At 39.8% G+C, this 16,961-nt stretch carries 14 protein-coding genes and 3 pseudogenes; 16 read left to right on the top strand and 1 reads right to left on the bottom strand.

Annotated features, from left to right (window positions below; all coding sequences use genetic code 11):
* Positions 1-292: 292 nt before the first annotated feature.
* The 14 genes and pseudogenes from IQ234_RS21640 to IQ234_RS14830 all read left to right on the top strand — a co-directional run.
* Positions 293-466, top strand: a pseudogene (locus IQ234_RS21640) (transposase); the annotation flags it as partial.
* A 73-nt stretch (positions 467-539) separates the two neighbouring features.
* A pseudogene (locus IQ234_RS21635) lies at positions 540-698 on the top strand (IS5/IS1182 family transposase); the annotation flags it as partial.
* Positions 699-1,385: 687 nt separating this feature from the next.
* On the top strand, positions 1,386-2,312 hold the full coding sequence (locus IQ234_RS14885) for a glycosyltransferase family 2 protein (RefSeq protein ID WP_193957654.1): 927 nt from the start codon (positions 1,386-1,388) through the stop codon (positions 2,310-2,312).
* Positions 2,313-2,324: 12 nt separating this feature from the next.
* The gene (locus IQ234_RS14880; RefSeq protein ID WP_193957653.1) at positions 2,325-3,275 is read left to right on the top strand and encodes an FkbM family methyltransferase; all 951 of its coding nucleotides are present in this window, start codon (positions 2,325-2,327) and stop codon (positions 3,273-3,275) included.
* Between the two features lie 22 nt (positions 3,276-3,297).
* Positions 3,298-4,023, top strand: a complete 726-nt coding sequence (locus tag IQ234_RS14875; protein WP_193957655.1) for an FkbM family methyltransferase — start codon at positions 3,298-3,300, stop codon at positions 4,021-4,023.
* A gap of 98 nt (positions 4,024-4,121) precedes the next feature.
* Positions 4,122-4,410 (top strand): annotated as a pseudogene (locus tag IQ234_RS14870) (hypothetical protein).
* A 141-nt stretch (positions 4,411-4,551) separates the two neighbouring features.
* Positions 4,552-4,911, top strand: a complete 360-nt coding sequence (locus IQ234_RS14865; RefSeq protein ID WP_193957652.1) for a DUF433 domain-containing protein — start codon at positions 4,552-4,554, stop codon at positions 4,909-4,911.
* 101 nt (positions 4,912-5,012) lie between these two features.
* Entirely contained in the window at positions 5,013-5,792 is a 780-nt protein-coding gene (locus IQ234_RS14860) for a Uma2 family endonuclease (protein ID WP_193957651.1), read from the top strand.
* Positions 5,793-6,155: 363 nt separating this feature from the next.
* Positions 6,156-7,088 carry a class I SAM-dependent methyltransferase gene (locus IQ234_RS14855; RefSeq protein ID WP_193957650.1) on the top strand — a complete coding sequence of 311 codons (933 nt, stop codon included), beginning with the start codon at positions 6,156-6,158 and terminating at the stop codon, positions 7,086-7,088.
* A gap of 23 nt (positions 7,089-7,111) precedes the next feature.
* Positions 7,112-8,083 carry a glycosyltransferase family 2 protein gene (locus tag IQ234_RS14850; protein ID WP_193957649.1) on the top strand — a complete coding sequence of 324 codons (972 nt, stop codon included), beginning with the start codon at positions 7,112-7,114 and terminating at the stop codon, positions 8,081-8,083.
* A gap of 11 nt (positions 8,084-8,094) precedes the next feature.
* Positions 8,095-9,237, top strand: a complete 1,143-nt coding sequence (locus IQ234_RS14845; protein WP_193957648.1) for a glycosyltransferase — start codon at positions 8,095-8,097, stop codon at positions 9,235-9,237.
* A 109-nt stretch (positions 9,238-9,346) separates the two neighbouring features.
* A complete protein-coding gene (locus IQ234_RS14840; protein WP_193957647.1) occupies positions 9,347-10,006 on the top strand; it encodes a class I SAM-dependent methyltransferase in 660 nt (219 codons plus the stop codon).
* Positions 10,007-10,050: 44 nt separating this feature from the next.
* Entirely contained in the window at positions 10,051-11,199 is a 1,149-nt protein-coding gene (locus tag IQ234_RS14835; protein ID WP_193957646.1) for a glycosyltransferase family 2 protein, read from the top strand.
* A 19-nt stretch (positions 11,200-11,218) separates the two neighbouring features.
* The gene (locus IQ234_RS14830; RefSeq protein WP_193957645.1) at positions 11,219-12,202 is read left to right on the top strand and encodes an NAD-dependent epimerase/dehydratase family protein; all 984 of its coding nucleotides are present in this window, start codon (positions 11,219-11,221) and stop codon (positions 12,200-12,202) included.
* A gap of 21 nt (positions 12,203-12,223) precedes the next feature.
* Here IQ234_RS14830 and IQ234_RS14825 read toward each other — a convergent pair whose 3' ends face one another.
* Positions 12,224-14,932 carry a bifunctional acetate--CoA ligase family protein/GNAT family N-acetyltransferase gene (locus tag IQ234_RS14825; protein ID WP_193957644.1) on the bottom strand — a complete coding sequence of 903 codons (2,709 nt, stop codon included), beginning with the start codon at positions 14,930-14,932 and terminating at the stop codon, positions 12,224-12,226.
* A gap of 249 nt (positions 14,933-15,181) precedes the next feature.
* Between IQ234_RS14825 and gcvH the strand changes: the two genes are divergently transcribed.
* Both gcvH and moeB read left to right on the top strand, forming a co-directional pair.
* Positions 15,182-15,577: a glycine cleavage system protein GcvH gene (gcvH, locus tag IQ234_RS14820; protein WP_193957643.1), complete on the top strand. Its 396-nt coding sequence runs from the start codon at positions 15,182-15,184 to the stop codon at positions 15,575-15,577.
* Positions 15,578-15,736: 159 nt separating this feature from the next.
* Entirely contained in the window at positions 15,737-16,909 is a 1,173-nt protein-coding gene (gene moeB / locus IQ234_RS14815) for a molybdopterin-synthase adenylyltransferase MoeB (RefSeq protein WP_193957642.1), read from the top strand.
* Positions 16,910-16,961 lie beyond the last annotated feature (52 nt).

Raw genomic sequence — 16,961 nt, 5'->3', positions numbered from 1 at the left:
GCAAAATTATAGATGATTTCCTGACCTAAGATCACATTTTATTCTTTTTTCCACTTCAATCTAAGAATTGAGAAAAAAGCAAAACCTTATATTATACCATAAAAAAATTATGCAAGAGGTCTAATATTCTCATCAAATCAGGTCTGTTTAATCTACCTGGAAAAAAAGCCCTATTAGAAAGTAATAGTGAAATAGAAGTAATAGTGGTGGATGTGTCAGAACAGGAGATAGAAAGACTAAAAAAAAGCAGAAATCATGCTATAGTGGCAAGCAGGGATACCACACATTAAAGTCGCAAGTCGTTGCCGATCAAAAAAGCGAGCAGGTAATCTGTGTCCGTTGTGAGAAAGGAAGAGTCCATGATTTTCGACTGTGGAAAGAGAGCAAAATAAGGTTAAATAAGGAAATAGAAATATTAGGGGATAAAGGCTATCAAGGAATTCAGAAAATCCATCAAAACAGTCAAATTCCTCATAAAAAAAAGAAAAAAGAAAAACTAAGTAAAGAGAAAAAAAAAAGCCAATCGTCAGTTATCACAACGGCGCATAGTTATAGAACATATTCATCGTCGTCTCAAAATATTTCGGATACTTTCATCAAGATACAGACATCGCAGACGGCGATTTGGTCTGAGATTGAATTTGATTGCTGGTATCTACAATTACGAACTTCGTTACCGACAAAAGGATATATCTTGATTACTTTTGCAAGAGATCTAATGTTGTTGCCAACCCCGCGAGAGTTGGCTGAGGAAGCACAACAGAAAGCTGAGGCAGCCTAAGAAAAAGCCGAACGATTGGCGGCTAAACTCAGGGAATTGGGGATTAATCCCGAAAGTCTCTGACTTCGTCTAGGCGGATTTTTGTAGTCCCACTACAGCAATTCTAAATTTGCCCTGTAGCAAGGCTTTTGGGAGTTAGAGCTTGCTGAATAATGGTAAAACCCTTTTAAAATAAGGCTTTTGACCTGTTAAAATCCGATGTTAGTGCTAGAAAATCGGATTGGAACCCTCAAAAACCTTGCATTATTCTCCTTGTAGTACATAACTTAGTACAAAAAACAAGGGCGACAAAGCCTGAAACGACCAGCTACTGACTCCTGACTCCTGACTCCTACCCCCAGGAAAAACTTTTTCAGCAGACCCGAGTTAGTTCGCATAATACGGGGTAAAATTCAATGGGATGGCGAATTTCATTTCACAAGTCTTCAGGCTTTTGACGTGATAGTACACCCAAAGTTGCCCCAAAAATCCCCCTTTAAAATGTTCTTTAAATCCCTAAAAGGCTTGCTGTGTCTAAAACTGAGAATTGCTGGTTCCACTAGCCTAGAGTTGACAATTTGGTCAGGGTGGTTTAGTATACCATGAGTTAATAGTAAATTCGTCTATGACTGACTTCCAACTGACCACTCCGGTCGCCTTCCTGATTTTCAATCGACCAGACACGACGGCGAGGGTATTTGAAGCCATCCGTCAGGCGAAGCCACCTAAGTTATTAGTGGTTGCCGACGGTCCACGCCTAGATAAATCCGATGATATTGAGAAGTGTAAGGCGGCTCGTGCAGTTATCGAGCGTGTGGACTGGGATTGTGAGGTGTTGAAGAACTATTCTGATTTAAATTTAGGTTGTAGGAAGCGGGTATCAAGTGGCTTAGATTGGGTTTTTAGCACGGTTGAGAAGGCTATTATTCTTGAAGATGATTGCTTACCACATCCTAGTTTCTTTCGATTTTGTCAGGAATTGCTTGAGCATTATCAAAATGATGAGAGAATCATGTCTATTATCGGTTGTAACTTTCAGTTCGGTCGCCAGCGTACCAAGTATAGCTATTATTTTTCTCAGATTAACCTTATATGGGGGTGGGCAACTTGGAGGCGGGCGTGGCACTATTATGATAGTGATATGAGTCTGTGGAGGGAAGTCAAACAGGATAATCTCCTTAAGTACATTTTACGCGATCCTCAAGAAGTAAAATATTGGACTAAAATATTTCAGAGAACTTATGATGAAGATATTAACAGTTGGGGCTACCGCTGGATACTATCCTGTTTTCTTCAGCATGGTTTAGCTGTTACTCCTAATAGAAATCTAGTTAGCAATGTTGGTTTTGGCGTAAATGCTACGCACACAACCAACGATAGCTCTCCAATCAACTCTGTCAATGTGGAAGCGATGGAGTTTCCCCTATGTCATACACCGTATATGATTCCGCATATTGATGCCGATAAGTTTACCTATCGTGTTTATTGTCAATTATCTTTGACTGAGCGCATAGCGAAGAAATTAAAAACCATATTTAAGCTTTTATTCTAAATGCCATTCTCTATGCTTAAGAAAACAATTAAGAACGCACTTAAGAGTGTTAAATCAGCTTATAAGTCTGCCAGATATCCACTATTACCCATTACAAAACTTATTGAAAAACCGATGTATTGGTTCTATCACCAATCTTTTTTATTACGTCATGATAGTAAATTCTATTGGAAACCTTTTTTGTTAAAACATTTTCACGATATATTAGTTGTCAATCACCCACAGGACTTCAAGATTTATGGAGAAAAAATTAACTTTCGTTCTTATGGTAGTTTAATGTCGGTTCAAGGATATTATGTTGGTGAAATAGAATACCACTTAGTTCAATATATTGTCAGTCAAATTAAACCTGGATTTGTTATGTTAGATGTAGGAGCACATCATGGTGTTTATACCCTAATTGTTGCCTATGAGCTAAAATCTCGTGGTTGGTCAGGAGTTATTCATAGTTTTGAGCCAAATCCACTAAATTTTTCCTTGCTCGAATACAATGTAAAGCAAAATCAGCTAACTGATTACGTGATTCTTCATAACGAAGCCGTATCCAGTACAGAAGGAAGACAAAAATTACTGGCAGATTCTAGTGAGAATAGTGGCTGTCAATTAGAAAGCGTAGAAGTATTAGAACAAGGAAATAATCCAGATTTAATTAAAGAATATGAAATACAAGTATGTAAACTAGATGATTTGATTGACCAGGTGCAAAATGTAAATATCATAAAAATGGATATCCAAGGAGCTGAGCCTCTTGCTCTTCAAGGAGGCGAGACTATAATTAAAAGAGACAGTCCAATATTGGTGGTAGAAGCAGTTGAAAATTGGTTGTCAACTGACAAAACAAAAGAGTTCTTGGCTGAACATAAGTACGAGATATATGGAGTTAGTTCCAAAGGAAAATTATGTCAAATCAATAGTCCTGATGTATTTGTTTCATGGGACTGGGTTGGATTGCCTCTTGAATAAAATTAATTATCACTCAAAATTTATGCCTAAAAAAATAATCAAGAAACTCGCCAGAAGTTTAGGAATTGATCTAAAAAGATACAATGTACAAACATCTGAAGCGGCGAAAATGCAGCGCTTGTTAGCCTATCACAATATTGACTTAGTATTCGATGTTGGTGCTAATATTGGGCAGTATGCTAAATTACTGCGAGAATTAGGCTATTCAGGGAGGATTGTTTCCTTTGAACCGCTGTCAAGCGCTTACTCTCAGTTAAAAGCTGTCAGTAAAAAAGACACGCTCTGGGAAATTGCTCCCCAAACTGCCATCGGCAACCAAGATGGTGAGATTATCATCAATATTGCTGGTAACAGTCAGAGTAGTTCAGCTTTGCCAATGCTGGATGCACACTTAGAATCTGCCCCTAAATCAGCTTACTCTGGTTCAGAAACAGTAAAATTGAGCAGGCTAGATACCCTTGCCAAGGACTACATCAAAAACGAAACTAAATCCATTTTTCTCAAAATAGATGTGCAAGGTTTAGAAAAGCAAGTGCTAGAAGGAGCAACAGCAATTTTGCCATCAATCAAAGGCATTAAGCTTGAATTATCTTTAGTCCCTCTCTACGAAGGTCAAGTCCTGTTTAAAGAAATGATTGATATCGTGGAAAAATTAGGTTACGAACTGTACGGTATTGAACCAGGGTTTACTGCCGAAAAAACTGGGAGGATGTTGCAGATGGATGCTATTTTCTTTAAACCAGATTAAATTTTTAATCTCGTAAAACATGGGCAAAGTTATTTGTTGATATCCTTTCTCAAATAGTGCTACACTATGTACACAGTGCGTACACAACAAGAGAGACTATGGATAAGCATGACATTGAGAAAATTGGGGTGCGAGAATTTCGGAGCGAACTCCCTAAATACATATAGGGTGAGACTCCCGTTGAGGTACTACGTCACTCCTGTTGGGTTCTATTTCCCTGTTAAACAGGGGAGTAAAAGCCCCGATATCGCTGCCTTACAAGCGGTGGCAGCTCAATTTGAGTACCTGTTAAGTCAAAAGGGAATTTCCGCAGACGATATTGTTCGTGAGTTTCGTCAGATGTGTGAAGCGGACAGAACAAATCAGAGAAAGGATTTAGACGAGTGAGACTCAAATTCATCGTTCTCGACGCTAATATCATCATAAGAAATAGACATCTCCAAAAATCTATACCCTAGTCCTAGCAATGGTATTCCTGCTTGGTAATGGGATTTCTTATCCTTTCAGCTAAACAGCAACATTGCTCCTATGAAATTAGCCCCCATCCCAACAAAACAGTACATCGAGCAACGAGACGAAGAATATTGGCTCGAAGGAACTCGTATCTCTCTTGACTCAGTTGTCTATTCTTTCTTGAACGGAGAATCGCCCGAAAGCATTGCCCAAAATTTTCCACTCCTTTCCCTCGAACAGGTTTATGGCGCGATCGCATTCTATCTGGCCAATCGAGAGCTTGTCAATGCCTATCTGAAAAAGGGTGAAGCCGAGTTTCAGCAACTACAACAGTCTTGTAGAGAAAAGAGTCCTTTGCTGTACCAAAAATTGAAGGCAGCTCAAGCCTATAATATGTGCTTAAAAAAACTCTACTCTCCTGGAAGAAGGCTATAACTACTGTGATATTTTGCCCCCATCTGAAATTCTAGTCAGTAAAAATTTTCCCTAGTGCTAGAGGAAAAAGCTCCTTAAGTCTAATCACCAGCGTAGCTCCGATGACTTCAACTATTGCCCCTTCTCGACTTTCACTGCCCACCCAAGATGAATTGCCCTGCGATGACGGCGTTCCCATGGAAACCCAACGACATAAACTCCAGATGGATATACTCATAGATACCTTGTTACCCTGGTTAGCTGCTAGGGAAGATGGCTATGTAGGCGGCAATATGTTCGTTTATTTCAGCGCCGCACAGTTAAAAAACGAGGAATTTCGCGGTCCCGATTTCTTTGCTGTCCTGGGGGTTCCCAAAGCGGAAAGAAAAAGTTGGGTGGTTTGGCAAGAGGGGAAAGCTCCCGATGTGGTTATCGAACTCCTTTCTGAAAGTACCGCTCAACAGGATAAAACTGAAAAGAAAGCTATCTATCAAGACCGCTTGCGAGTACCAGAATATTTCTGGTACGATCCCTTTAATCCTGAAGACTGGGCGGGTTTTATCCTTATAGACGGCAACTACGAGCCATTATCTCTAGAGATGGGAGAAAGATTTTTCAGTCAAAGGCTAGGGTTAGCTTTGGTACGCTGGCAAGGGGAGTATAAGGGAGTTGAGGCAGTTTGGCTGCGTTGGGCGACTTTTGCCGGCGATTTACTGCCCACGGAGTCAGAGCTAACTGAACAAGAGAGAATGCGGGCTGAACAAGAGAGAATGCGGGCTGAACAGGAGAGAATGCGGGCTGAACAGGAAAGAATGCGGGCCCAACAGGAAAAAATGCGGGCTGAGGATTTGGAAGCATTGCTTCAACGCTATCGAGAGCGTTTTGGAGATTTGCCAGAATAAATCTAGATGTTGACCGGCCAAAGTACAATGACTCTCCAGAAAGCTAATAGGATAGGAATATCAAGCATGGACAACCAATAACCTTAGAAAACTCTTGTTCGCTTTCTGGTATTAGCTGATTAAAAATTTTCTTTACAAGAAGTTGATCATCGGGTATAATCCAGCCAGTATGCCCATTGAATCCGGTCTTGAACTGGTTGGTTAATTGAATTGCCCATTATGGGTGACATGCTGCCGCATCAGTATTTTGTCAAGATTTAATAGGAAACAACCAGCTAGTAATAGTTTGATAAAGGATGCCAGTTCCCAGTTGGCTTTGACGACAAAACATGATAGTAAATATTAGCAGTGTAAAGGTTGACAATGTTGAAAAAATTACTTAACCGTATGCAAACCGAACAGGGAAGGAAAAATATTAAATTTGCTCTAGCCAGACAAATATTCAATCCCCTCTTAAGAAATATCGGCTACACCCTAATTACTGACCATTTTTATCAGCCGATACCCAACCGTCAGGAAATTATGACCTACGCGGGTAAAGAAAGACCTCTTAGCTCAATTGAATGGCATCTAGACAAGCAAACTGAACTGGTTAAGTATTTACTAGAAAAATATGCTTTAGAATTTAACAATAAAGAAATTTTTTCAGCGTTTGGTTATTCCGAAGATACTTCTGCTCTCATTAGTGGCGATGCAGAAGTCCTCTATGCTATGGTCAGAGAAAAAAAGCCGTCTCGGATAATTGAAATTGGCTCAGGTGGTAGCACTAAAATTATCGCTGCAGCTTTAAGAATGAATTTTATAGAAAATTCCCAAAAATCACAACTGATCTCGATCGAGCCTTATCCTCAAGATTTTTTAAAAGACTTTGCTAATGTTAGTCAAGATTTTCTAGAATTTAGTTTGCTTACCCAGAAAGTAGAAGCCGTAGATTTGTCTGTTTTTGAATCCCTGCAAACCAATGATATTCTGTTTGTGGATTCTAGTCATGTGTTTAAGTCTGGTAGTGATGTGGAGTTTGAATTTCTTCAAGTGTATCCCCGTTTACAAACGGGAGTTTTAGTTCATATTCACGATATATTTTTCCCCTATGATTATCCCATCGAATGGAATCTCAAAGAATCACGATACTGGAACGAGCAATACTTTTTAGAGACCTTTCTACAATTTAACAAAAAGTTTGAAATTTTGGCATCCTTATCTATGGTATCTTCTTATAAGAATTCTGTGTTTCTTGAGAATATCAATGCTTATAATGAAGATCGATTACCCAGTTCTTTCTGGATGATTGCTTGAAGATGACTCGCCCCAAAAAAAACATGAAAATAATTAATCTTAATCATAATTTTTCCACGACTCGTAAACTCACTTCTGCTCCCCTACAATATCCAATATTATCTCCACCAAATCTAGAACGCAAGGGAGAAGGGGGGTTGAGAACAAAGGGATATTTCAAGCACTCCTACGGGGAGACAAGTGAGTTATTGGAAAAAATTACAGTTCCTTTGGTTACTATTATAACGGTAGTTTTTAATGGTGAGAAGTATTTAGAGCAAACGATTCAGAGTGTGATTAATCAGACATACGATAATGTTGAGTATATTGTTATAGATGGTGGTTCTACAGATGGTACTGTTGAAATTATCCATAAATACGAAGATGCTATTGATTATTGGCTGAGTGAACCAGATCAAGGTTTATACTTTGCTATGAATAAGGCTATAAGTCTAGCTATGGGTGAAATTATTGGCAATCTTAACTGTGGAGATTGGTACGAACTAGATGCAATTCAAAATAGTGTTTTAGCTCTTAATGATTCTCAAGCTGATTATGCTTATGGCAGTGTTTATTTAGTTAATCAAAAAGGAGAGAGAATAGGTAAGTTTTCAGCAATGACAGGGGAAAAGTTAAATCAAAGTATTTATTATGTTCAACCTTATCCCCATATTTCAGCTTTTGTCAAGAAGCTCGTTTACTTACAGGAAGGGTCTTTTAATACCAAGTATAAAGTAGCGGCCGATCACGAATTTAGCCTCAGAATTCATACAAAAAATTATCAAGGAGTAGAGATAAAAAAAGTGTTAGGAAATATTAGACCAGGCGGATTAAGTGGTAAAATAATTGCTAAGGAAGAGAGCCGAGATATAGCCATTGAATACGGAGTTAACAAAACTTATGCCTATTTACTATTTATCTATTATACGATTAATAGCTATTTGGTAAAAATTTTGCCTCATTTTCTAGTTAAGTTAGGTAAAAATCTAAAGAACAGTCGATTTGGATACGAATAATCAGAATATTTATGAAAATACTACAAATTTCTCCGAAGCCATTTCACCCTGATCGAGGCGGTTTGTATGTTGTTCAAAAAAGCTTTAGCAATCTGATAGCAGCTAAAACCCTTGATACAATACCGATGAATTCCTCGGTCAGTGCAGAATCGGAAGCGGACTATCATCTGCAACAATTGAATGTTTTCAATTTTGGAGCTAACTATGGAATACCTATCGTTACCTATAAATTATTATCTCAATTGTGGGCATTGGAGCTTAACTTAATTACTATACACTGTCTTTTTCAGTTCCATGCTGTTATCGGTTATGTGTTGTCAAAAATCAAAAAAGTCCCTTACATAGTATTTCTACATGGTACTCTAGACCCCTATGTATTTTCCTATCGCGCTATACCTAAATATTTGTGGATGTATGGAATGGGCCAGCGAATATTACAACAAGCTAGTGCTGTTATTTGCACTAGCAACCGGGAAGCAGAAAAAGCAAGCGCGTATCTACGGAATTCTAATGTAGAAATCTGTCCTCTGGGAATTGAAGTTCCAGACTTGCCAGGAATTGTACAGTATAAAAATCAGGTACGAGAAAAACTAGGAATTGATAAGAGTAAAAAAATACTGCTGTTTTTAGGCAGAATTGACCCAATGAAACGCCCTATTGAAACTGCTTTAGCTTTTAAAGAAAATAATCCACAAGACTGGGTTTATCTAATGGTTGGTAGCTTGTCTAAATCCGAAAAATATTGTTTAGAATTGGTTGTTGATAATCAGCAAGTTTACTATCATCACTCAGTTTATGGTTTAGATAAATGGATATTTATAGCTGCCGCTGACGCTTTTATTCATTTAAGCTATCGGGAAAATTTTTGCTATTCTGTAGCAGAAGCGGCGGCCCTTGGTTTGCCCCTTATAATCTCTGATGGTATAGATATCCACCCTATTTTAGAGGAAGCGGGAGGTGCTGATGTAATTACTATTGATTCTGAGGAGGATATACATAAGGGTCTGGCGAAATTTTTGGATAAATCAGAAATGGAACAAAAAGCCATGGGAGAAAGGGCAAAAAAGGTTTTCCAAGAAAACTTTTGTCAATCTGTTTTCCAAGATAGATTAGTAAAATTGATTAAAAAATATGCTAGAGAAAATCACTTCTAGTGACACTGTTGTTTCGTACTATCCCATACCAATTATTTCTCAGGAGGCTTAAATGGTTTACGATCACTCAATTCATTATACCCGTCATACCTTACGGCAATACCTGCCGATGAGTGGAAAAGCGATGCTCAACCGAATTCTCGATATTTTGAGAATGGAAGTAAATTTTTCAGGCAAGAGCTTTGCTGATGTAGGTTGTAGTACCGCTTATATTACTGCGGTAATCGTTGATGAATTCAAACCAGATATTGCTGTAGGGATGGATATTCATCAACCAAATCTTGAACTGGCAAAACAACGTTATCCGCACATTCAGTTCCAAACGATTAACCTCAATGAAGACAACAAACCTGAAACTCAATACGATGTATTAATATGTACGGAAACCCTAGAACACGTTGGTGAACTTACCACTGCTATCGACAATCTGATTAAATTGAAAAAAAGTCAAGGTTTTCTTTTAATTCTGGTCCCAGATGAAATTGGTTGGCTAGGATTTCTGCGAGTATTGTGGAGAGTAATTCGTTATGGGTATAATGCACTTAATTGTTTTCAAGAAATTCCCAAGCAGAAATTCCTTTTTCTTAAGTATATGTGGAGTCTATTAACAGGAGAACGAGTTTCTAAGTATAGAAATGAAAGAAGCCATTGGTGTACTCATTTTGGTTTTGACTATCGGGATATTGACGATTATCTTCAGGTTCAAAATGTTGATTTTTATGCCTATAATAAATTTGGCAATAGATACTATATAGTTAGGGAAACTTAAATAGTAAATTGTGATTGCAAGTAAAAAATTAAAATCTAAAGTCTATGTCACAAAATACCGAATATTTTTTATGTACCTACCCCACTGTAACTGTAGCTATTCCCACCTACAATGAAGCCGATCATATTGAGTCGGTTATTCGTGGGTTTCTTCAAACCAGTTATCCTAAATTATTAGAGATTTTAGTAGCTGATGGAGGTAGTCAGGATGAAACTCAAGCATTAGTTAAAAAATTGTCTTTGGCAGACTCAAGAGTCAAACTTATTATTAATCCCCTCAAAATTCAATCTGCTGCCCTTAATCAGATGCTTTCTGAAGCCAAAGGAGATGTTTTTTTGCGTGCTGATGCCCATTGCGATTACGCACCAGACTATATTGAAAAATGTGTAGAGGTTTTACTAGAATCAAAGGCTCTGAATGTGGGAGGATCTCAACGTTTTGTTGCTACTAATGATTTCCAAGCTGGTTTGGCCATAGCATCAAGAAGCTTTTTAGGTAATGGAGGGGCAAAGTATCGAGATCCCAACTATGATGGCTATGCTGATACAGTTTTTATAGGGTGTTTTTGGAGAAAAGCTTTATTAGAAATAGCTCTTGAACCAGTTCAATTAGATAATCCCGAAGAAATTTCTGAGGTTGATTCGAGAAAAATATTAACAGTTTTTGATCCATTTCAAGTAACTAATCAAGATGCGGAACTTAATTTAAGATTAAAAGAAAAACAAAATAATGCGATTTATGTAAGTTCTAAAATCAAAGTAGATTACTATCCTAGAAGCTCTTGGGAAACTTTATTTATTCAGTATTTTAAATACGGTAGAGGTAGATACTTGACCTTTCTCAAACATCCACAAAGCACTCCCACAAGAAGTAAGTTACCATTAATAATTTTTATTACTATAATTTTATTTTTCCTGTTAGATATATTATGGTTAAACAATCGACTGCACTCCCAGTTATTTTTAGTAGTAGCTATTGTTTTTATTTTAGCGGAGTCGATCAGAATAAATTATAAGTATAGAGATGATTTTGATTTAGAAATTTGGCGGGGTAAAAAGGAAAAAATACCTAATTTCTTCTCTAGAGTTTTTTGGTGTACTATAGCATTTTTGATTATGCCTACTGCTTATTTTAGCGGAAATATATATCAAATATATAGACACAAAGTTTTAAAAATAGAGAAAAAGTTCTAAAAAAATATTAATTTAATTTATGAAAAACATTTTAGTCACGGGTGCAACAGGCTTTATCGGCAGCTATCTTCTGCCAATTTTATCTCAGGATCAATTCCAGATTACTGCGGCAGTACGAAAGAATTTATCTCAGTCCTTATCTAAACCAATAAGAATAGTTAAAGTTGGCAATATCGATGAAAAAACTAATTGGCAAGAGGCACTACAGGGAATTGATATAGTCATCCATCTAGCAGCCCGCGCTCATATTATCAACGAAACTATTCCCAATCCAGAAGCGGAATTTATTAAGGTTAATACCCAAGGTACAGCTAACTTAGTTCAACAATCAATTCAAGCAGGAGTTAAACACTTTGTTTTTATCAGTTCTATCGGTGCGATGACAACTCAAAGCGATAGCATACTCACAGAAAACTCTCCCTGTTACCCCGATAGTCCCTATGGTCGTAGTAAATTGCAAGCGGAACAAGCTTTAATTGAAATAGCAAAAGATAGTAACATGACTTGGACGATCCTTCGTCCTACTCTAGTTTACGGACCTGGTAATCCGGGTAATATGGAGCGCTTGATGAAACTAATTAAACGGGGATTACCTTTACCTTTTGGTGCGATCAAAAATCGTCGTAGTTTTGTCTTTGTGGGTAACTTAGTTGCTGCCATTATTACCTGTTTAGATCATCCTAATGCCGCTAATCAAATCTTTTTAATTAGCGATAACCAAGCTGTTTCTACTCCCCAATTAATTCGACTCATTGCTCAACAAATTCAACAACCCTGTCAATTGCTGCCCGTCCCCACTACCTTACTTAGATTCTTAGGTTATCTGGGTGATAGGATAGAATCCATAACAGGGAAAAACCTCCCTTTTAATACCTATAATATCGATCGCTTGCTTGGTTCTCTTGCCGTTGACTCTAGCTATATTCAAAAAACCCTGAATTGGCAACCTCCCTTTACTTTAGAGCAAGGATTAGCCCAAACAATTCAGCCAGACAATCAGTGATCAGCTTATCAAAAAAAGACTTCATAATTCAAGTTCCGCTTTGACAAAATCGGCAGTTTTATAGAGAGAAAACCCCACTTTAGCCGCTATCATCTGCATAGCGCGATTATCTATTAAAATTTCTCCTTCAATTCCCTCTAATCCTTCCTTTTTGCCAATAGTGACTAAACGCCGTAGTAATTCTGTACCAATTCCTTGACCTTGATAGTCATCCCTAACTAATAGGTCAAATTCCGCCACATTAACGCCGTGCAGTTTATTTAAGCGTCCTATAGCGATAATTTCTGGTTCTTCCGTCTGATCGTTATTAATCTCTACCACTAAGCTCATTACTCGATCGTAGTCGATAAAACAAATGCGCGTAAGACGATCATAAGCGGTTTGGCGATCAAGATTGACAAGATGAAAATAACGATAATAAATAGTTTCTTCCGAGAGATAATGGTGAAATTGTCGCACTAAAGGCTCATCTGCCGCCCGAATTGGACGAATTAGCACCTTTAAGCCTCTTTTCGTCGTCCAAGGTTCTATATAATGTTCGGGATAGGGACGAATTGCTGGATGAGATAACTTTTCTGGGGGAGTAGTTGGAGGATGAAGAAGGATAGAAGCGGAAAGAGCAATCAATTGCTCTGAATCGGCAAAAAAGGGATTAATATCGATAGTTTTAATGCGAGGTTGTTCACTAACCAAGTGACTAAATCTAACGATTATTTGCTCCAAATTCGCTAAATTAAGCGATTTAAGCCCATTTAGTCCCTGAAAAGCCCGATAAATCTTGGTTTTTTCTAAAAGTCGGCGAGCGAGATTAGTATTTAAAGGAGGTAGAGCGGTGGCGTAATCTTGAAAAATATCGACTAAACGGCCACCAGTACCGAAAATTATCACCGGTCCGCACTGATCATCGTAATTAGAGCCGATAATTAACTCATATCCTCGATCGATTTCTAACATCGGTTGAATAATCACCCCGAGAAAATGCTCCCGACCCACTTGTGCGCTAATATTAGCTTCGATCGCCTGATACGCTTGCACCACTGCCCTAGGGGAAAAAAGCGGCAATTGTACCCCACCCACCGCGCTTTTATGGATAATCGTCCTCGAATGCAGTTTCATCACCACGGGATAACCGAGAGATTCGGCGAGATTAACTGCTTCTGCGGCACTTTCAGCGATTTCAGTGACAATAACAGGGATTCCATAAGCTTTCAGTATAGCTAAAGACTCTGGCTCACTGAGAATTGTTCTATCGCCTGCTTGCTCGATAATCTGGCTAACTAAAACTAGATCGGAGCTATTTTCCTGAGAATTGGTTAAAATTGGCGTTTGATAAAGACCGCGCAGATTCTCTTCATATTTCCAGAGCAAATTAAACACCCGGGCCGCCGAATCGGGATAGCGATAGGTGGGGATACCCTGCTGATTTAATAACGCTAACCCCTCTGCAATGCCCTCCCCTCCCATCAAACTTGCTAAAATGGGTTTTTTGCTATTTTGAGCAATTGAAGCAATTCTAAGGGCAATTTCTCGCAGATCAGTGTTAAAGCGAGGCGAGAGAATCATCAACACCGCGTCGGTATGTGCATCCGCTAAAGCGATCTCTAGGGCGCGAGCGTAGCTATCGGGATCGCTGCCGCGACGCAGATCGATGGGATTTTGGGGGACGATATCCGCGGGAACAAGAGGCGCTAGTTTTCCGATCGTTGCCGGGGTAAGGGTTGCCAGTTGTCCATCTTCCGCCAGTAAAGCCGAGGCCGCTAAAAGAGCGGGAGCAAAACCATTGCTGATGATTGTCAAGCGTTTTCCCCGGGGAAATCGGGGAATTTTCGCTAAAACTTGCGTGATATTCAACAGATCGGCCAGTCTTTGTACTTCCACGATGCCACAGCGAGCAAAGGCAGCGGAGAGAGTTAGCTGATCGCTGGTTAATTTGCCAGCATGGGAAAGAGAAGTGGGGTCAAAGTCGGTACTGTGGCGACTAATGGCGATAATTGGTTTATTTAGGGCAACTTCTCGGGCCGAGGACAGAAAAGAGCGGGCATTATTCAGGGATTCCAGGTAGATAACGATGCTTTTGGTTTGGGGATCGTCTCCTAAATAATAGAGTAATTCGCCCCAATCCACATCTAAAAGGACTCCGAGAGAGATAAAGTGACTAAAACCGATATTTTCGCTTAAACTCCAATCAAGCACGGCAGCAGCGATCGCACCACTTTGACTAATCAGGGCAATTGAACCGGTTTTCGGCAGGATGGGGGAAAAGGTGGCGTTAAGATTTTGGCTTATATTGCAGATTCCTGAACTATGGGGACCGATGATGCGTAATTTTTGACCAGCGATCGCTTTAATTTTCCTGAGTAAATTTTCCCCTATCTGTCCAGTTTCCCGAAAACCCGTGGAGAGAATCAGGGCGCATTTAACCTTTTTTTCGACAGATTGGGCGATAATAGCGGGAATTTCGGGAGCAGGGGCGGTGATAATTACCAGATCGATCGCCGCCTGGATATCCTCTAAACTGCTATAGGTGGGAAGATCGAGCCAGTTTTCGGGGTGAGGATTAACTAGATAAAGGCGGTGCTGACCGGGATTATCATAGAGATTATGTAAAAGAGTGCGATCAAGTTGGGGATTTTGGCGATTAAATCCCACCACAGCGATGGTTTTTGGCTCAAAAAAGGCTCTTATAGTTTGATGTTCGCCACCACGAGGATCTAAGATGGAATTTAACATAAGTAAGCTAGGAGGTATTTAAACCAGTTATTGTTAAGTGAGCTAAAAAAGCAGCTAACCCTTACTGTTCCAGTGTTCCGTGGCGTTCCCCGATCCATCTAAACCAATTCTAGCTGTTTAATCAGGCTTCGATCAGTGTAATTAATTTTGTCTAGGTAGCGATCGGCAATAAAACAGCCCTAGCCGATGAACATTTTCCCCAAGAGATCTAGTAAACTAACTGATGCTGTAAATATTTAGAGACAGACGATGGAACTGGAATATCCCGAGGATTTGAGATACCTAGAAACCCACGAATACGTCAGACTCGAAGGTGAAATCGCTACCTTGGGAATTAGTGCTTTTGCCGTCGATCAATTGGGTGATATCGTGTTTCTAGAATTGCCCGAATTGGGAGATGCGCTGGAAGTAGGTAGTAGTTTCGGCACGATTGAATCGGTAAAAGCGGTGGAAGAACTTTATCCTCCCGTCTCGGGAACCGTAGTCGATCGCAATCAAGCGATGATTGACTCCCCCGAATTAATTGCCGATGATCCCCACGGGGAGGGTTGGTTATTAAAAGTGCGGGTAGAAAATCCCGATAATGCCTTGGCTGACACCCTCTCCGCTAGTGAATACCGCGATCAAGTAGCAGGGGAAAGTTAACTAATATTAACAACAGGGAGCCGGACCCTCACACTATCATAGTCATAGAAAGAATTGAAAAAACAGGAAGCGATCGAGTCTTCCTGATTTTTGTCTCTAAACCGTGCTGAGACGAAATTCTTGCCCGAATCGAGTCAGGTTTCACTATTTACCCAATCTATGCTAAATCCTAATCTCGCGGCGATCGAACTTTCCAAAGAGGAGGTTCAACGCTACTCTCGACACATTATTCTGCCCGAAGTGGGCTTAGAAGGTCAAAAAAAACTAAAAGCCGCCAGTATTCTCTGCATCGGCACCGGGGGACTCGGTTCCCCGCTTTTACTCTATCTAGCGGCGGCTGGCATCGGTAGAATTGGTATTGTTGACTTCGATATCGTCGATAGTTCCAATCTGCAACGTCAAATTATTCACGGCACTTCTTGGGTAGGTAAACCGAAAATTGTTTCCGCTAAGGACAGAATTCTGGAAATTAACCCCTATTGTCAGGTGGATTTGTACGAAACCCGCATAAGTTCCGAAAATGCCCTTGACATTTTAGCCCCCTATGATGTAGTTATCGACGGGACCGATAATTTCCCCACCCGTTATCTGACTAATGATGCTTGTGTTCTTCTCGACAAACCCAACGTCTATGGCTCAATTTTCCGCTTTGAAGGACAGGCAACCGTTTTTAACTACCAAGGTGGTCCCAACTACCGCGATCTCTATCCCGAACCGCCACCACCGGGGATGGTTCCCTCCTGTGCGGAAGGCGGCGTTTTAGGGGTTTTACCCGGAGTAATCGGCACAATTCAAGCCACAGAAGCCATTAAAATTATCCTCGGCGCTCCGGATACCCTCAGTGGTCGTTTACTGCTCTACAATGCTTGGGAAATGAAATTCCGCGAGTTAAAATTGCGTCCGAATCCCATCCGTCCCGTCATTGAAAAACTAATTGATTACGAACAATTCTGCGGTATCCCGCAAGCAAAAGCACAAGAAGCAGCAGAACAGCAAAAAATGACAGAAATGACCGTAGTAGAGTTAAAAGCACTAATTGACAGCAATGCCAATGATTACATTCTCATCGATGTGCGTAATCCCAACGAGTACCAAATCGCTAATATCCCCAACTCGGTATTAATTCCCCTACCCGATATCGAAAATGGTGCGGCAATTCCCAAAATTAAGGAATTAGTCAACGGTTATCGTCTTATCGCCCATTGTAAGATGGGGGGACGTTCCGCTAAAGCCCTCGCTATTCTCAAAGAGGCAGGTATCGAAGGAATTAACGTCAAAGGTGGTATCAGCGCCTGGAGTCGCGAAGTCGATTCCACCGTACCAGAATACTAATTTCGGCTCTTTGGTTTTGGGGGTTTGGGGTGTTAGGGTTTTGGGGTTTTGG

The organism is Microcystis aeruginosa LEGE 91341 (genome assembly GCF_015206885.1).
Lineage (GTDB): Bacteria > Cyanobacteriota > Cyanobacteriia > Cyanobacteriales > Microcystaceae > Microcystis > Microcystis aeruginosa_H.
The sequence above is the reverse complement of the archived record's forward strand: the minus strand, read 5'-3'. Positions and strand labels throughout refer to the sequence as shown.